This window comes from Nonomuraea wenchangensis (assembly GCF_900111685.1).
GTDB classification, from domain to species: Bacteria; Actinomycetota; Actinomycetes; order Streptosporangiales; family Streptosporangiaceae; genus Nonomuraea; species Nonomuraea wenchangensis.
In genome coordinates this window covers 451,614-467,583 of sequence record NZ_FOHX01000007.1, presented here as the reverse complement: position 1 = coordinate 467,583, position 15,970 = coordinate 451,614, and the positions used below count along the sequence as shown (strand labels likewise).

Annotated in this window: 15 protein-coding genes; 4 read left to right on the top strand and 11 right to left on the bottom strand. The window is 73.3% G+C overall.

The window, feature by feature from the left end:
- Positions 1 to 15 precede the first annotated feature (15 nt).
- Genes BMW85_RS23810 through BMW85_RS23775 form a run of 8 tightly spaced genes read right to left on the bottom strand, consistent with a single transcriptional unit; the run spans position 16 to position 8,606 of the window.
- Positions 16 to 921, bottom strand: a complete 906-nt coding sequence (locus tag BMW85_RS23810) for an ABC transporter permease (RefSeq protein ID WP_091085154.1) — start codon at positions 919 to 921, stop codon at positions 16 to 18.
- A complete protein-coding gene (locus BMW85_RS23805; protein ID WP_091085152.1) occupies positions 918 to 2,528 on the bottom strand; it encodes an ABC transporter substrate-binding protein in 1,611 nt (536 codons plus the stop codon). Before BMW85_RS23805 ends, BMW85_RS23810 begins: the two co-directional genes overlap by 4 nt.
- Positions 2,525 to 3,604, bottom strand: a complete 1,080-nt coding sequence (locus tag BMW85_RS23800; RefSeq protein ID WP_091085149.1) for an LLM class flavin-dependent oxidoreductase — start codon at positions 3,602 to 3,604, stop codon at positions 2,525 to 2,527. The genes BMW85_RS23805 and BMW85_RS23800 overlap by 4 nt, the downstream gene beginning before the upstream one ends.
- Positions 3,601 to 4,671 carry an LLM class flavin-dependent oxidoreductase gene (locus BMW85_RS23795; RefSeq protein ID WP_091085147.1) on the bottom strand — a complete coding sequence of 357 codons (1,071 nt, stop codon included), beginning with the start codon at positions 4,669 to 4,671 and terminating at the stop codon, positions 3,601 to 3,603. The genes BMW85_RS23800 and BMW85_RS23795 overlap by 4 nt, the downstream gene beginning before the upstream one ends.
- On the bottom strand, positions 4,668 to 5,849 hold the full coding sequence (locus BMW85_RS23790; protein WP_245775021.1) for an LLM class flavin-dependent oxidoreductase: 1,182 nt from the start codon (positions 5,847 to 5,849) through the stop codon (positions 4,668 to 4,670). Before BMW85_RS23790 ends, BMW85_RS23795 begins: the two co-directional genes overlap by 4 nt.
- The gene (locus BMW85_RS23785; protein WP_091085384.1) at positions 5,846 to 7,168 is read right to left on the bottom strand and encodes an NtaA/DmoA family FMN-dependent monooxygenase; all 1,323 of its coding nucleotides are present in this window, start codon (positions 7,166 to 7,168) and stop codon (positions 5,846 to 5,848) included. The genes BMW85_RS23790 and BMW85_RS23785 overlap by 4 nt, the downstream gene beginning before the upstream one ends.
- A complete protein-coding gene (locus BMW85_RS23780) occupies positions 7,165 to 8,079 on the bottom strand; it encodes a glutathione S-transferase C-terminal domain-containing protein (RefSeq protein WP_091085144.1) in 915 nt (304 codons plus the stop codon). The genes BMW85_RS23785 and BMW85_RS23780 overlap by 4 nt, the downstream gene beginning before the upstream one ends.
- A 14-nt stretch (positions 8,080 to 8,093) precedes the next feature.
- On the bottom strand, positions 8,094 to 8,606 hold the full coding sequence (locus tag BMW85_RS23775) for a flavin reductase family protein (protein ID WP_091085141.1): 513 nt from the start codon (positions 8,604 to 8,606) through the stop codon (positions 8,094 to 8,096).
- A gap of 409 nt (positions 8,607 to 9,015) precedes the next feature.
- On the opposite strand from BMW85_RS23775, the gene BMW85_RS23770 reads away from it, so the two are divergent.
- The 3 genes from BMW85_RS23770 (at position 9,016) to BMW85_RS23760 (ending at position 11,679) form a co-directional block, all read left to right on the top strand.
- Positions 9,016 to 10,020: a hypothetical protein gene (locus BMW85_RS23770; protein ID WP_091085139.1), complete on the top strand. Its 1,005-nt coding sequence runs from the start codon at positions 9,016 to 9,018 to the stop codon at positions 10,018 to 10,020.
- Between the two features lie 495 nt (positions 10,021 to 10,515).
- On the top strand, positions 10,516 to 10,854 hold the full coding sequence (locus BMW85_RS23765) for a histone-like nucleoid-structuring protein Lsr2 (protein WP_091085137.1): 339 nt from the start codon (positions 10,516 to 10,518) through the stop codon (positions 10,852 to 10,854).
- Between the two features lie 150 nt (positions 10,855 to 11,004).
- A complete protein-coding gene (locus tag BMW85_RS23760) occupies positions 11,005 to 11,679 on the top strand; it encodes a DNA alkylation repair protein (protein WP_091085134.1) in 675 nt (224 codons plus the stop codon).
- Between the two features lie 8 nt (positions 11,680 to 11,687).
- On the opposite strand, the gene BMW85_RS23755 is transcribed toward BMW85_RS23760, so the two are convergent.
- Positions 11,688 to 12,968 carry a hypothetical protein gene (locus BMW85_RS23755; RefSeq protein ID WP_091085132.1) on the bottom strand — a complete coding sequence of 427 codons (1,281 nt, stop codon included), beginning with the start codon at positions 12,966 to 12,968 and terminating at the stop codon, positions 11,688 to 11,690.
- Between the two features lie 164 nt (positions 12,969 to 13,132).
- Here BMW85_RS23755 and BMW85_RS23750 point away from each other — a divergent pair, with 164 nt between their 5' ends.
- Positions 13,133 to 13,618 carry a hypothetical protein gene (locus tag BMW85_RS23750; RefSeq protein ID WP_143082380.1) on the top strand — a complete coding sequence of 162 codons (486 nt, stop codon included), beginning with the start codon at positions 13,133 to 13,135 and terminating at the stop codon, positions 13,616 to 13,618.
- Positions 13,619 to 13,683: 65 nt separating this feature from the next.
- On the opposite strand, the gene BMW85_RS23745 is transcribed toward BMW85_RS23750, so the two are convergent.
- Together BMW85_RS23745 and BMW85_RS23740 are read right to left on the bottom strand one after the other, a co-directional pair.
- Complete coding sequence (locus BMW85_RS23745; protein WP_245775020.1) at positions 13,684 to 14,556, bottom strand: aldehyde dehydrogenase family protein; 873 nt, start codon at positions 14,554 to 14,556, stop codon at positions 13,684 to 13,686.
- Positions 14,549 to 15,970 (bottom strand): aldehyde dehydrogenase family protein, encoded by a 1,422-nt coding sequence (locus BMW85_RS23740; protein ID WP_218155906.1) that lies wholly within the window; start codon positions 15,968 to 15,970, stop codon positions 14,549 to 14,551. Before BMW85_RS23740 ends, BMW85_RS23745 begins: the two co-directional genes overlap by 8 nt.

Genomic DNA, 15,970 nt, shown 5'->3' with positions numbered 1-15,970 from the left:
CCTCCGGGTACGCCCTCATGTCCGGATCCTCGGGTCGATGGCGCGGTAGGCCAGGTCGAGCAGCGTGCTGATGGTCACGTACACGACGGCCGACAGCAGCACCACGGCCATCACGACGGGCATGTCGCGGCCGGTCACCGCCTGCATGGCCACCTGGCCGAGCCCCGGCCGCCCGAACAGGATCTCGGTGATCACCGCGCCGCCCAGCAGCGTGCCGGTGAACCAGCCGGCCAGCGTCACGGCCGGGATGAGCGCGTGCCGCAGGGCGTGCCGGGCGACCAGGGCGCGCTCGGTGAGGCCGCGCGCCCTGGCCGTGACCGCGAAGGGCTGCTCCAGCGCCTGCTCCAGCCCGCCGCGCAGCACCTGGCCGAGCACGCCGGCGATGGGCAGGCCGAGCGCGAGCGCCGGCAGCACCAGCGCCCGCGGCCCCTGCGCCCCCGAGACCGGGAACCAGCCGAGCGTGAACGAGAACACCGACAACAGCACGATCCCGATGAGGAACGGCGGCACCGACACCGCCACCAGCTCGGCGGCCGAGGCCGCGCCGCGCGCCCACCTGCCCCGCCCGGCGGTGGCGAGCGCGATGACCCCGGCCAGCACCACCCCGGTGCCCGCCGCGGCGAGGGTGAGCTGCGCGGTGGGCCCCACCTGGCCGGCCAGGATCTCGCCGACGCCGCGCTGCGCCTGGTAGGAGCGGCCGAGGTCGCCGTGCAGCAGCCGCCACAGGTAGGACACGTACTGGACGATCTCGGGCCGGTCGAGCCCCCACTCGGCGACGATCCGCGCCCGGATCTCCGGGGTGTCGGGGCCGTCGCCGACCAGGATGTCCACGGTGTCGCCCGGCGCCAGCAGCAGGGCGACGTACGAGGCGGTGGCGGCGGCCCAGAGCACCGCGAGGCCCGTGCCCAGCCGTCTGATCATGTGCCGATCCGCACGTCGTACGCGCTCGCGGGCGTGCCGGAGGCGGGCTCGAAGCCGAGCCCCTGCACGTTCCCGCTCGCCGCGATCTGGTCGGCCGGCACGTAGATCGGGAACACCACCGCGTGCTCCGCCACGGCGGCCCGCTGCACCTGGGCGTAGAGCTTCTTCCGCGCGGCCTGGTCGGACGTGGCCGAGGCGGCGGCCAGCCACTTGTCCACCCGCGGGTCGGCGAAGTGGGTGCGGTTGATGGCGGCCTTCGCCGGCAGGATGAGGTTGAGCGCGGCCCCGGCGTCGGCGTCGCCGCGGGAGTTGCCGAACAGCTCGTACGCGTCCTCCTCCAGGGCCTTCTGCGCGCTGCCCTGGTCGACGATCCGCACCTGGAAGTCGATGCCCGCGTTCTGCTTGACCTGGGCCTGGATGGCCTGGGCGAGGACGTCCCTGCGGTCGCGTACGAACGGGGCGGAGGCGACCTCGCGCACGGTGAGCCGCTCGCCGTCCTTGACGCGGTAGCCCTCGGCGTCGCGCCCGGTCCAGCCGGCGGCGTCGAGCAGGGCGTTGGCCTTGGCGACGTCGCCGCCGAAGGAGCCCTCCAGCGAGGCGTCGTAGAAGGGGCTGCGCCGGCCGACGACGCTCCACGCCCTGGTGGCGGTGCCCCGGTAGACCGAGCGCAGCACGGCGTCCACGTCCACGGCCTCGCGGAACGCCTGGCGCACCCGTTCGTCGTCGAAGGGCGGGTGCGAGGTGTTGAAGTAGTAGGAGTAGGAGGTGCCGGAGTTGAGCGACGTGTGCAGCGCCAGGGAGGGGTCCTTCTCGATCAGGGCGACCTCGGTGGCGGGCACTCCCTCGATGACCTGGACCTGGCCGGAGGTGAGCGCGCCGACCCGTACGGCGGCCTCGGGCAGGAACCGGTAGGTGATCTCGGCCAGGTGGGCGGGGCCCCGGTGGGCGGCTCCGGCGGGCGGCCAGCGGTAGGCGGGGTTGCGGCGGTAGTGGATCTCCTGGCCCTGGACGTACCGGTCGAGGATGAACGGCCCGGTCCCGACCAGGTCGGGACCGCCGAACTTGAGGTCCTTGGCGCTCTTGAGCGACTTCGGCGAGATCTGCCCCGCGTACGGCGAGGCGAGGAAGTCCAGGAACAGCGCGTCCGGCTCCTTGAGGGTGATCCTGAGCCGGTGCGGCGCGACGACCTCGGCCTTCTTGAAGGACCTGAGCTGGATGGCGGCCACGGCCGCGTTGTAGCCGGGCACGAGGAACTGGTCGAGGTTGGCCTTGACGGAGGCGGCGTCGAACGTCGCGCCGTCGTGGAAGGTGACGTCCTCGCGCAGGTCGAGCGTGTACGTCAGCCCGTCGTCCGACACCGTCCACGACTTGGCCAGCCAGGGGCGGTAGGAGCCGTCCTCGTCCTTGGCGAGGAGCGCGTCGAACTGGTTGAACACCAGCAGCCTCGCCTTGTTCTGCGACCACTGCTGGGGGTTGAGCGTGATGGGCTGCGTCTCGACGGCCCAGGTGAGCGTGGCGGGGGCGGCCTGCTCGGCGGCCGGCGCGCCACAGCCGGCCAGGACCGCCAGCAGGACGGCGGAAGCGGCGGCGGGGGCGAGGCGTCTCACGGGCGGTCCCAGGCGTCGGCGAGCAGCTCGTACGAGCGCACGCGGTCCTCATGGTCGTGGGTGATGGTGGTGACCAGCAGCTCGTCGGCCCCGGTCACCCGGCGCAGCACGCGCAGCCCGTCGGCCACCTGGCCGGGCGAGCCGACGAACCGGGTGTCGAGGCGGTCCTGGACGAGCGCGCGGTCGTCGTGGGTCCAGACGTGGGCGTCGGCCTCGGCCGCGCTCGGGTACGGGATCGCGCCCGAGCCGGTCCTGATGCTGCGCACCCACAGGTCGTAGCCCTTGGCCAGCTCGCGCGCCCTGCCCTCGTCCGGGGCGACGACCGCGTCCGCGGAGACCATGACGTACGGCTCGGCCAGCGTGGCGGAGGGCTTGAACGCCTCCCGGTAGGCCATGACGGCCTCCAGCACGCTGGAGGGGCTGACGTGGTAGTTGGCCGCGAACGGCAGCCCCCGCTCCCCGGCGACCCGGGCGCTCTGCCCGCCGCTGCTGCCGAGGATCCAGACCTCCAGGTCGGCGCCCTCGCCGGGCACGGCCCGTACCTCGTGGGTGCCGGCCAGGAAGGCGAGCACGTCGTCGATCTGGTCGGCGAAGTCCGGCGTCCGCGCGCCGGGCTGCTGCAGCAGGGTGGCGGCGTGGGCGAGGTGGGGGTGCTGCGCCAGGCGGGAGTAGTCGAACGGCGGCGGGATGAGCAGCCCGTCCACGACCTCGGCGGCGCGCGGCTCGGCGGTGAGTTCGGCGCGGCGCCGGCCGGAGCGGCCGATGCCGAGGTCGATGCGGCCGGGGTGCAGCGCGTCGATGAGGCCGAACTGCTCGACCACCGACAGCGGCGTCTGGTGCCCGAGCTGCACGGCCCCCGACCCGACGCGGATCGTGTTCGTGGCCGCGGCCACGAGGGCGATGAGCACGGCCGGGGCCGAGCTGGCCACGCCGGGCGCGAAGTGGTGCTCGGCCAGCCAGTAGCGGCGGTAGCCGAAGCCCTCGGCGCGCCTGGCCAGGTCGATGGTGTCGCGCAGCGCCCGCGCGACGGTGCCGCCCGACACGACGGGGGCGAGGTCGAGGATGGACAGCGTCACGCGGCACCCCCGGAGGAGACGGCGACCGGAGCCACGGGAACGGCGGCGGGGAACGGCCGGCTGGGGATCTCCGCGCGCAGCACGGGCGCGATCTCGGCCTGGAACAGCTCCAACGCCCGCCGGTGCTGCGCCTGGGTGAGCCCGTCGGCGTCGGCGTGCAGGTGCATCACCTCGTGGCCGAAGCGCTTGTGGTAGCGCAGCACCTTGTCGACGATCTGCTGCGGGCTGCCGACCAGGATGGAGCCGCGTTCGATGGCGTCCTCCAGGGTGGGGAAGACCACCGGCAGGCCCAGCTTCCGCTGGAACTCGACGCGGGCGTCGAAGACCGGCCGGTAGGTGGCGATCGCCTCCTGGGAGGTGGGGGCCGCGTAGTAGCCGGCGCTGCCGGCACCCACCAGGGCGTCGGCGGGGTCGTGGCCGTAATAGGCCCAGCGTTCGCGGTAGTGGTCGATCAGCTCGGCGTACGGTTCGACGGGGTGGGTGACGTTGGCCGAGAACAGCGGGTCGCCATACCTGGCGGCCAGGTCGACCGACTCCTTGCTGGTGGCGCTGCCGTGCCAGACCCTGATGGGCCGCTGCAGGGGGCGGGGCCAGGTCTCGGCGTCGGTGAGCGAGGGGCGGAAGCGGCCCTGCCAGGTGACCTTGTCCTCCCGCCACAGGCGGCGGAACAGCTCGTAGCCCTCCCGGTTGCGCTCCCACTGGTCCTCGGCGGTGACGTGGAACAGCTCGGCCTGGGCGGCGCCGTTGCCCTTGCCGATGATCAGCTCAAGCCGGCCGCCGGACAGGTGGTCGAGCGTGGCGTAGTCCTCGTAGGCGCGCACCGGGTCGAGCAGGCTCAGCGTGGTGACGGCGGTGAACAGCCGGATCCTGGAGGTGAGGGCCGCGATGTGGCTGAGCACGACGGGCGGCGAGGAGGAGATGAACGGCCGCTCGTGCCGCTCCCCCACCCCGAACCCGTCGAAGCCCAGCTCCTCGGCGAGCACCGCGTTGCCGACGACCTCGCGGAAACGTTCGGTGGGTGAGCGGTCGTCGTTGTGCACGATCAGCGTGATGAGCAGAAATTTCATGACACCTCCGCGTAGCGGTTGGAGGGGCGCGGCAGGCCGAGCAGCCCGCGCAGCGTCGCGGCCTCGTAGGCGTGCCGGAAGGCCCCGCGCCCGCGCAGCTCGGCCGTGAGCCCACGGGCGATCTGCTCCAGGTCGTACGGCAGCGCGCCCGGCCGCAGCCGGAACCCCTCGACGCCCGCGCGCCGCCACTCCAGGAGCACGTCCGCCAGCTCGGCCGGGGTGCCGGTGAAGATCGCGGCGTCGGAGACGAGCTCGGCCCCGTCCAGCTCGTCGAGGCGCGCCTTGCGCCGGGCCGCGTCCGTCCCCAGGAAGACGACCAGGTCGGCGAAGATCCTCAGGTCCGCCGACAGCCCCCTGACCTCCTCGACGACGGCGCGGGCGTGCTCGGCCGAGTGCGGGGTCACGTAGACCACGTCCGCGGAGGCGGCGGCGAACTCGTAGGGCAGCCGGGAGTGCGCGAGCGCGGTCACCACGGGCTGCCCCTGCGGCGGGCGCGGCGTGATCGACGGGCCCTTGACCGAGAAGAACGGCCCGGCGAAGTCGGCGTAGTGGAGCTTGTCACGGTCGAGGAAGCGGCCGGTGGCGACGTCGCGGATCTCGGCGTCGTCCTCCCAGCTGTCCCAGAGCCGCCGCGCCACCTCCACGGCGTCGGCGGCCTCGGCGAACAGCTCGCGTACGTGCGGGTGGGCGGACAGGTCCGCGCCGCCCGGCCGGTTCAGCACCTCCTCCAGCGGCGGGAACGCGCGGCGGCCGAAGTGCCGCGCCTCGAAGGACCGGGCGGAGACCTGCGGCCGCCAGCCGGCCCGTCCCCCGCTGACGTGGTCGAGCGTGGCGATGCCGACGGCGACGTGGAACGGCTCGGTGTGGGTGGTGGTGGCGGTGGGGACCAGCCCGACGTGGCTGGTGAGCGGGGCCAGCCGGGCGGCGAGCAGCACGGCGTCGAACCGGCCGCGCACCTGGTTGGCACGGTCGTCGGCGCCGTCGGTCAGGGTGGACTGGAGGCCGAGGGCGTCCTCGATGGTGACGAAGTCGAGCAGGCCGCGCTCGGCCTCGGCGACCAGGCCCGCCCAGTACCGCGCGGAGAAGACGTCGGCCGCGGACTCGCGCCAGGCGGCGGGGTGCCAGCCGGCGCCGTCCAGGGCCACGGCGAGGTGCAGTGCGGCGAGGTGCAGTGTCACGTGAGCTCCAGGTGTTCGCGCAGGGTGGAGCCGGTGTAGTGGGTACGGAACGCGCCGCGTTCGCGCAGGATCGGCACCACCCGGTCCACGAAGTCGTCCAGGCCGCTGGGCGTCAGGTGCGGCACGAGGATGAATCCGTCGGCCGCCTCGGCCTGGACGTGCTCGTCGATCTGCCGGGCCACCGTCTCCGGCGTGCCGACGAACGTCTGCCGCCCGGTGACCTCGATGACCAGCTCGCGGATCGACAGGTGCTTCTCCTCGGCGAGCGCCCGCCACTTGGCGGCCACGGCGGCGCGGTCCTTGATGGCCACCCGGCCCTGGGAGACGCCTCCGGACAGGTCGGGCTCGACGTCCGGCAGCGGGCCCTCCGGGTCGTACGCCGACATGTCCCGCCCCCACACCTGCTCCAGGAACGCGATCGCGGTCTGCGGCCCGACCTGGGCGCGGCGGATGGCGGCGGCGTTCGCGGCGGCCTCCTCCTCGGTGTCGCCGAGCGCGAACGTAGCACCCGGCATGATCTTGAGCTGGTCGGGCCGGCGGCCGTGACGGGACAGCCGGCGTTTGACGTCGGCGTAGAAGCGGCGGCCGTCCTCCAGCGAGCCGTGCGGGGTGAAGATGACGTCGGCGTGGGCGGCGGCGAACTCCCTGCCCTCGTCCGAGTCGCCCGCCTGGATGATCACCGGCCGGCCCTGCGGGGAGCGCGGCACGGTGGAGCGGCCCTCGACGTCGAAGTGCTCGCCGTGGAAGCGCACCTCGCCCACGGCGTCCGCGTCGCGCAGGAACCTGCCCGACGCGCGGTCCGCCGCGACCGCGTCCGGCGCCCACGACTCCCACAGCTCGCCGGCGAGCCGGACGAACTCGGCGGCCCGCCGGTAGCGGTCGGCCCGGTCGAGGTAGCCGCCGCGGCGGAAGTTCTCGCCGGTGAAGGCGTCGGAGGTGGTGACCACGTTCCAGGCGGCCCGGCCGTCGCTGAGGTGGTCGAGCGTGGCCAGGCGGCGGGCCAGCTCGTACGGCTCGTTGAAGGTGGCGTTGACCGTGCCGGCGAGGCCCAGCCGCTCGGTCACCGCGGCCAGCGCGCTCAGCACGGTGAGCGACTCCGGCCGCCCGGCCACGTCGAGGTCGTGGACGCGGCCCTTGAGCTCGCGCAGCCGCAGCCCTTCGGCGAGGAAGAAGAAGTCGAACGTGCCGCGCTCGGCGGTCCGCGCCAGGTGGACGAAGGAGGCGAAGTCGATCTGGCTGCCGGAGCGGGGGTCGGCCCAGACGGTGGTGTTGTTGACGCCGGGGAAGTGCGCGGCCAGGTGCACGCGCCTGCGGCTCATCGCCGCCACCCCGGCGGCGTGTCCCAGGACGCGGGCAGGCCCTCGGTCGTCTCGCGGAAGGCGGGCAGCCGGTGGAGGTCGCGGGCGTACGGCCACAGGTGCTCGAAGTCGGGCAGTTCGCGCTCGCTGATCAGGTGGCCGCGGTTGTGCTCGGCGTCGAACCTGGCCAGCGTCACCCACAGCCGCACGTCGGCCTCGGTGATCGTGTCGCCGGTGAGGTAGCGGCGCTCGGCCAGGCGCTCGTCGAGGCGTTCCAGCGCGGCGACGACGCGGTGCCGCTCCCGCTCGCGTTCGCGCTCGGTGGCGGCGCGGGCCACGCGGGTCACGCCGGCGTTGACGTCGTGGTAGATCCAGGCGTTCAGCGTGTTGATCTCGGGGCGCAGGGCCTCCGGGTAGAGGTCGATCGAGTCGCCGGCCCACTGCCCGAACTGGGTGGCCAGGTCGAGGGTGATGTCCGGGAAGTGGTTGCTGACGATGCGGCCGGTCTCGCGGTCCCACAGGACGGGGACGGAGATGTGGCCGCCGTACCCCTTCTCGGTGGCGTCGTACGCCTGCTCCAGCAGGGTGAAGCCGTTGACCGGGTCGGGGCCGCGGCGCTCGCGGAAGGCCCAGCCGCGGCCGTCGCGCTCGTCGTCCACGTACGACAGGGAGACGACGTCCTCCAGGCCCTTGAGCTTGCGGACGATCGCGGCGCGGTGGGCGTACGGGCAGACCCAGGCGGCGTAGAGGTGGTAGCGGCCGGGCTCGGCGCGCAAGCCGCTGGAGCCGTCGGCGGTGACGCGGCCCTGGAAGGGGTAGAGGGGGCGGTTCCAGTCCGGGGAGTGGTGCAGGCGGCCGGAGCCGTAGTGGCCGTAGGCGACGTGGTCGACGGGGCTCGCGTACACCGGCTGCCTGGTGCGGATGGTGGTCACGGAGAGGCTCCAGGTCAGGATTCGGGGTGGGCCAGGAAACGGCCGAAGCGGCCCTGGTGGTAGAGCAGCGGGCGGCCGGGGCCTCGCAGCTCCGCCTCGACGACCAGCCCGACGACCAGGATGTGGTCGCCGACCTCGGCGGTCTCGTACGGCAGGCACACCAGGTGCGCGGAGACGTCCTGGAGCAGCGGCGCGCCCAGGGGTCCCGGCCGCCAGCGGGTGGGCTCGGCGAAGCGGTCCACGCCCCTGCTGGCGAAGCGGGCGGCCACCTCGGCCTGGTCGTGGGCGAGCACGTTGACGGCGAAGTGGTCGGCGGCGCGCAGCGACGGCCACGTGGTGGAGGAACGGTCCACGTAGAAGGAGACGAGAGGCGGGTCGAGGCTGACGGAGGAGAAGGAGGTGGCGGTCAGCCCGGCGGGCCGGCCTCCGTGCTGGGCGGTGATGACGACGACGCCGCTGGCGTGCACGGCGAGGGCGCGGCGGAACAGGTCGGAGGTGACGGCGAGGCCGGACGGGGCCGCGGTCATGCCGCCACCCCCGTCCGTACGCGGGGCTTGGGGACGCTGACTGAAGAGATGATCACGAGAGATCCTCACGACGAACGGCATGCTCGCGCGCCGCCCGGGGTCGTCCGGGACGCGCGGCGTTGACCTGGATCGGCGGCGTGGGCTGCGGCGGCCACGCCGGGAACATGAAGACGGGGCGGGCTCGTACGGCCCGCCGACGATCGTGATCAGCGACACTGGGCGCTGGCGACGTGGCAGAAGTCCACGTGGGAGCGCCTGGTCAGGAGAAGACCCTGCCTCATGGATCAGACGCTAGGCCGACACCCGCGATAAGTCAATATTTCCTACTGGTATTGCCGGAAATCTGAAAGGCGAGCAGGGCGGCGTGTCAACGGGCGGGCGGCGGCCGTCGCGCGCTTAGCGTGAGCGCATGCGTGACCGGACGGGCCGGCGGTGGGCGGACTTCAAGGAATCACCGTTCCTCCCCGCGACCGTGCTCGTGGTGATCGTCGCCGCCGCGGCGGGACTGTTCGCCGGGTCCTACACCTACGCCATGGCCGCCCCGACCCCGCACCGCGTGCCGGTGGCGGTGGTGGGCACCACTCACCAGACCGTGCGCGGCAAGGCCTTCGCCGCCGGCCTGGAGCAGCGGCTGAACGCCTCGCTCGCCCTGTCCTTCGAGCCCGACTTCGAGCGGGCCCTGCGGGCGGTCGAGGAGCAGCGCGTCTTCGGCATCGTCGTGGTGCGCGGGAACGACGCCACCTTCTACGTGTCGAGCGCCTCCGGCGCGTCGGTGGCGCAACTGCTCACCGAGGCCGCGCCCACGGTCGCCCGGCAGGTCGGCATGCGGCTGACGGTGCGGGACCTGAAACCGCTGCAGCGGGGCGACCCGCGCGGGCTGGCGCTGTTCTACATCACGCTCGCGGCCGTGGTCATCGGGTTCGTCGGGGCCGTCCAGCTCAACGCGAACGCGGGCGGGCTCGCCCCGTGGGAGCGCGTCGCGTTCACGGGGGCGTACGCGGGGATGGGAGCGCTGGCCATCGTGGCCGCCGTCGACTGGGTGCTCGGCGCGCTCCGTCTGCCGCTGCCGGAGTCCTGGTTCATCCTGGCGCTGACCATGTTCGCGTCGGGGATGGTGTTCTCCATGTTCCGCACGCTCGTGGGGCGCTGGGCGATGGTGCCCACGTGGGGGCTGATGGTGCTGCTCGGCAACCCCTCGTCGGGCGGCGCGGTGTCCTGGCCGCTGCTGCCGTCGCCGCTGGGCGTGATCGGACGCTGGCTGCCGCCCGGAGCCTCGGTCAACGCCCAGCACACCGCCGTCTACTTCGGCGGGCATCAGCGGCTGATGCCGTTCCTCGTGCTGGGCGCGTGGGCGCTGGTGTCGTCCGCGGTCTTCCTGATCCGGGAGAACAGGAAGGGACCAGAACGCGGATGACGGGAGACATGAGGGTCTTGAAGTCCGATTCAATTTCGGATTCGGCGGAAACGGGACGGGATTGCCGCTCGCGGGCCGCGACGCCCGAAACTGGCGCGCCTTCCCGGATCCGTACGGGCGGGCGGCCCGCGACAGGCCCGTTTTCCCGCGTACCCCGCACGGGTGTGGGCCACGCGCCGCGCCCGCGCGGACGGAGGCGCCTGCCCGCCCGCCGGCCGCCCGCGCGTTTCCCCTGGTCATAGCGATCCTGCCGAACCTGCGTGGGCCGCGGCTCCGGCCGCCCGTGAAGGCCGGGGAAAGGCGAATCGGCGCGGCGGACGGACCGCGACGCGCGCAACGCCGAAGATCGCCGGTCAAGGGCGGACCGCGTCAAAGCGCGGGCCGGTGGGCCGTGCGGACCCGGTCCACTATTCGCGACATGGCATTTGTGAGGATGCGTGCGTCTCTGAAGGGGACTACAGTATCCGCAAGCAACATCGGGGTTTGGAGCACCTTATGGCGAAGCGCATCGTTGAATCTTTTCTCGACGACCTCGACGGCAGTGAAGCGGAGGGCACCACGCGGTTCGCTCTCGACGGCACCGCCTACGAGATCGACCTGTCCGGCGAGAACAGAGAGAAATTGGAGAAGGCTCTGGCGCCCTTCATCACCAAGGCGCGTGCCGTCCGCGCGGGCAAGGAGCGGGGCCGTCGCGGGAGCGCCGGTTCGGCCCGTGAGATGGGCAGGGAGAAGGCCACCGAGATCCGCAAGTGGGCCAAGGCGCAGGGCCTGCCCGTGAGCGAGCGGGGCCGGATTGCCGCGACTCTGATCAAGCAGTACGAGGCCGAGCATTAAGAAGTAACCGCATTTGCCGGCTACTCCTGTATCAGCTTCCGCGCCCTCGCCGCGACACCCCGGTCCCGGCGAGGGGCATCATCGAGAACCGCCGCGCATTTTCTGCGAAGAACCCGGGATTTGACGCCGAAACGACGGGAGGCCGGCCTGATGGTGGCCGAAGTGACGGTGGCCGAGGTGATGGCCGAACTGACCGCTCTGGAGGATCCGAAGATCCGCGCGGTCAACGCGAGGCACGGCGACGATCACGGCGTCAATCTCAGCGCGCTGCGCGCCCTCGCCAAGCGGCTCAAGACGCAGCAGGAGCTCGCGCGCCGGCTCTGGGAGACGGGTGACGCCGCGGCCCGGCTGCTGGCGCTCCTGATCTGCCGCCCGAAGGCGTTCGAACGCGACGAGCTGGACGCCATGGTGCGCGAGGCGGGCTCGCCGAAGGTGCACGACTGGCTGGTCAACTACGTGGTGAAGAAGAGCCCGCACGCCGAGGAGCTGCGGCCGGCCTGGCTCGCCGACCCCGACCCCGCGGTCGCGAGCGCCGGGTGGGCGCTCACCACCGAGCGCGTGGCGAAGAAGCCCGCCGGGCTCGACCTCGCGGGGCTGCTCGACGTCATCGAGGCCGAGATGAAGGGCGCCCCCGACCGCCTGCAGTGGGCGATGAACCACTGCCTGGCGCAGATCGGCATCGAGCACCCGGGGCACCGCGCCCGCGCCGTCGAGATCGGCGAGCGCCTGGAGGTGCTCAAGGACTACCCCGTCTCGCCGGGGTGCACGTCCCCGTACGCGCCCGTCTGGATCGACGAGATGGTGCGCCGGCGGCACGACGCGTAGGGCGTGCCTCAGCCCGCCGCCAGGGTCTGGGCCGGGCCGCCGATGTCCTGCCAGGCGCCGCCGGACCAGCGCAGGATCCGCGAGCGGTTCCCGCTCAGGACGTACACCGCTCGCCGGCCGACCGCCACCTCCGCCCCGGCCGGGCCGATGTCCCGCCACGTCTGGTCGGCGACGCCGTTGCCGGCGTCGGCGAGGACGCGCAGCCGGGAGCGCGACGGGTCGGCGGAGAACAGGCCCGCCCGGCCGCCCCACAGCTCCGCCGCCCCACCGGCCGCGTAGGCCCAGGTCGGCCAGGGCTCGGTCCGGTCGTCCGGCTGCCAGCGGTTGACCCGCGCCTGGTCGGGGGTGAGACCGTACAGGTCGTCGCCGGTGAGCGCGAACGACGCGCCCGCCGTGCCGATCCGCTGCCAGGTGAAGGGGTCGCCGGTGTAGCGGTAGATGAAGTCCGTTCCCGGCTCGGTCGCGAACAGGCCGGGGTCGCCGCCGTACAGCCGCGTCGCCGGGCCGCCGATCGTGGTCCACGACGTGCCCTCGCCGTCCCACGCGGCGACCGATCCGCCGTCGGCGGCCAGCCGGAAGACGTGCTCGCCGCTGATCGCGAAGTCGCGGCCCGGCTCGCTGATCAGCGACCAGCGGCCGGGCTCCCCCTCGTAGCGGTAGAGGCGGCCGTCGGAGCGGGTCGCGAACACGCCCGCGGGCCCGAGGTAGAGGCGCTCGGCCTCGTCGCCGATCCTGGTCCACCCGGCCGCGTCCGTGCCGTCCCAGCTGAAGACGCCGACGCCGGCCGGGCCGACGGCGAACACGGCGTCCTCGCGGGGCGGGCCCCATGTGAGCACCAGGACGAGCGCGGCGAGGAGCGTGAGCGCGGTGCCACCGGCCGCCAGAAGCAGCGGACGCGACCGCCGCCGCCCCGCCCCCACCGCCACGGGCGGGCCGCCGACCGCCGCCACGGGCGGGTCACCGGCCGCCTCGGCGACCGCCGCCGGTGCGGGCGCCGGCCGCTGGGCGGCGGTGGCCGCCGCGTGGAGCCGGGCTGCGGTCGCCAGTCGCGCCCGGCGGGTGTCCTCGTCCGGGGTGTGGTCCCGTACCAGCCGGTTCAGCAGCTCCAGCGGGATGATCTTCAGGCCCGCGCGGTACTCGCCCCAGAGCGTCTTGCCCACGTGATAGCGCGCGGCGAGCCCGCGCACGGTCGACCCGGCCGTGAGGGCCAGCAGGAACTCCGCCAGCGCGTTCGCCTGCTCCGTGCTGCCGCGAGGGCCGCCCTGGGGCCTGCCCGCCCTCCGGTTCATCCCAGCCGCCTCCTCCCCCGTTCCCTCCATCGATGATCAAGTCAACAGAAGGAGTTGTCCGCGGACAACACGTTGTCCGCGATCGATCAGGGGCTCTCCCGTACAACAACGGCGCCGGTCACCATCGGAGTCGCCAGATGATCAGCGTCCACGGGAGGATCTTCATGACCGTCATCGCGCGGCTCGCCACGGCGGCCGTACTCACCACCGCACTCGCCGCCTCACCCGCCGCCGCGGCCGGATACACCCCGGAACGGGCGTGCGGCAGCGGTTTTCAGGTCCTGAACGAGCACACCAGGCCGGTGACCGACCACACGAACACTCTCTACGGTCAGGTGTTCCTGCTCTACAACGGCCTGACCGGGGAGCACTGCGCCGTCACCATGAAGAGATACTCCGTCGGCACCCCTACCAAGACCTCGGTGACCCTTCGCGTGCACCGCGATCACTTCGTCGCCCAGCACGACGAGACGGACGAGGACGCCTTCAGGTACTACGCGGGACCGGTGAAGGTAAAGGCGAACGGCAGGTGCGTCGCCTTCAAGGGGACCACCGACACCGCCGGCGCCGCGGACGCCTCCAGCGGATGGGGCCGCTGGGTCGAGTGCGGCCGCAAGCAGGTCCTGGAAGGCGGCCTCCGCCGGTCATGACACCCGCCGCCGAGCGCTGTGCCGCCTCCCGGCCCGGCTTCCGGGAGGCGGTGAACGGAGGGCGGTCAGCGGCCGATGGGGTGCCAGACCGTCTTGATCTCCAGGAAGGGGCGGACGCGGGCGAGCCCGGGGTCGGCGTCGGCCCAGTCGTCCTCGGGCCCGGGCCGCAGGACGCGCTTGAGCGTGGTCGCCGCCAGCTCCTCCAGCTCGGCCGCGAGGCCGCCCGCGCCCGCCAGGTCCAGCGCGTTCACGTCGGCGTGCCCGGCGAGCGGCGGGGCCAGCTCGGCGAGGCGGCCGGTCAGGATGTTGGCCACGCCGCCCGGCAGGTCGGAGGTGGCGAGGGCCTCGGCGAGCGTGACCGCGGGCAGCGGGGCGCGCTCGTCGGCGACCAGCACCGCCGTGTTCCCCGACGTGATCACCGGGGCGAGCACGGAGACCAGCCCGAGCAGCGAGGAGCCGCCGGGCGCGAGCACGCCCACGACGCCGGTCGGCTCCGGCTCGGACAGGTTGAAGAACGGGCCCGCCACCGGGTTCGCGCCGCCCACCACCTGGCTGATCTTGTCGGCCCAGCCGGCGTAGTAGACCCACCGGTCCACGGCGGCCGACACCAGCTCCTGGGCCCGCGCCGCGCTCACGCCGTCGGCCGCGGCCACCTCGGCGGCGAACTGCTCGCGCCGCCCCTCCATCATCTCGGCGACCCGGTAGAGGATCTGGCCCCGGTTGTAGGCGGTGCGGCCCGACCAGCCGGGGAACGCCTTGCGCGCCGCCACCACGGCGTCGCGCACGTCCTTGCGCGAGGCCAGCGCGGCGTTGGCGAGGTGGGATCCGTCCGCCGACGTCACGGGGTAGGACCTCCCTGATTCCGAGCGCGGGAACGCGCCGCCGACATAGAGCTTGTACGTCCTGCGCACCGCGATGCGCGGCGGGGTCTCAGCCAAGGTAGGCCTCCAATCCGAGCAGTCCGCCCTCGCGGCCGTACCCGGACTCCTTGTAACCGCCGAAGGGGCTGGCGGGATCGAACACGTTGAAGGTGTTGGACCACACGACACCGGCGCGCAGCCGGCTCGCGGTCCAGAGCATGAGGGAGCCCTTCTCCGTCCAGACGCCGGCCGACAGCCCGTACGGCGTGTTGTTCGCCTTGGCGACGGCCTCCTCCGGCGTGCGGAAGGTGAGCACCGACAGGACCGGCCCGAAGATCTCCTCCCGGGCGATCCGGTGCGCCTGCGTGACGCCGGTGAACACGGTCGGCCGGAACCAGTAGCCGCGCTCGGGCAGCGGGCAGGCCGGCGACCAGCCCGTGGCGCCCTCGGCCTCGCCGGCGGCGGCCAGCTCGCGGATCCTGGCGAGCTGCGCGGCCGAGTTGATCGCCCCGATGTCGGTGTTCTTGTCCAGCGGGTCGCCCAGGCGCAGCAGCTCGATGCGGGCGCGCAGCCGCGGCAGCAGCTCCTCGGCGATCGACTCCTGGACCAGCAGGCGCGAGCCGGCGCAGCAGACGTGGCCCTGGTTGAAGAAGATGCCGGACACGATGCCCTCGACGGCCTGGTCGACGGCCGCGTCGTCGTAGACGATGTTGGCGCCCTTGCCGCCGAGCTCCAGCGTGAGCCGCTTGCGGGTGCCCGCGACGGCGCGGGCGATCTGCCGGCCCACCTCGGTCGAGCCGGTGAAGGCCACCTTGTCGGCCTCGGGGTGGGAGACGACGGCCCGGCCGGTGTCGCCGGCGCCGGTCACGATGTTGACGACGCCGGGCGGCAGGCCGGCCTCCTGGCAGATCTCGGCGAACGCCAGCGCCGTCAGCGGCGTGGTCTCGGCCGGTTTGAGCACGACCGTGTTGCCGGCGGCGAGGGCGGGCGCGACCTTCCACGCGAGCATGAGCAGCGGGAAGTTCCACGGGATGACCTGCGCGGCCACGCCGAGCGGCCTGGTGCCGAGGCCGGTGTGCGCGAGCTTGTCGGCCCAGCCGGCGTAGTAGAAGAAGTGCTGCGCGACCAGCGGCAGGTCGACGTCGCGGGTCTCCTTGATGGGTTTGCCGTTGTCGAGCGACTCCAGCACGGCCAGCTCGCGGGCGCGCTCCTGGATGATGCGCGCGATGCGGAACAGGTACTTTCCGCGCTCGGCGCCCGGCAGCGGCGACCACACCCGCTCGAAGGCGCGGCGGGCGGCGGCGAAGGCGCGGTCCACGTCGGCGTCGCCGGCGGCGGCCACCTCCGACAGCGGCTCCTCGTCGGCCGGGTTGACGGAGACGATGCGCCGGTCGCTCTCGGCCGCGACGAACTCGCCGTCGATGAACAGGTCGTACGACGGCCGGATGGACACGATGGCTCGTGACTCCGGCGCGGGCGCGTACTCGAAGAT

Coding starts and splice junctions, on each gene's coding strand:
- BMW85_RS23810 (WP_091085154.1), bottom strand. CDS start 921: ATGATCAGACGGCTGGGCACGGGCCTCGCGGTGCTCTGGGCCGCCGCC.
- BMW85_RS23795 (WP_091085147.1), bottom strand. CDS start 4,671: ATGAAATTTCTGCTCATCACGCTGATCGTGCACAACGACGACCGCTCA.
- BMW85_RS23785 (WP_091085384.1), bottom strand. CDS start 7,168: ATGAGCCGCAGGCGCGTGCACCTGGCCGCGCACTTCCCCGGCGTCAAC.
- BMW85_RS23775 (WP_091085141.1), bottom strand. CDS start 8,606: ATGACCGCGGCCCCGTCCGGCCTCGCCGTCACCTCCGACCTGTTCCGC.
- BMW85_RS23770 (WP_091085139.1), top strand. CDS start 9,016: ATGCGTGACCGGACGGGCCGGCGGTGGGCGGACTTCAAGGAATCACCG.
- BMW85_RS23765 (WP_091085137.1), top strand. CDS start 10,516: ATGGCGAAGCGCATCGTTGAATCTTTTCTCGACGACCTCGACGGCAGT.
- BMW85_RS23760 (WP_091085134.1), top strand. CDS start 11,005: ATGGTGGCCGAAGTGACGGTGGCCGAGGTGATGGCCGAACTGACCGCT.
- BMW85_RS23755 (WP_091085132.1), bottom strand. CDS start 12,968: ATGAACCGGAGGGCGGGCAGGCCCCAGGGCGGCCCTCGCGGCAGCACG.
- BMW85_RS23750 (WP_143082380.1), top strand. CDS start 13,133: ATGACCGTCATCGCGCGGCTCGCCACGGCGGCCGTACTCACCACCGCA.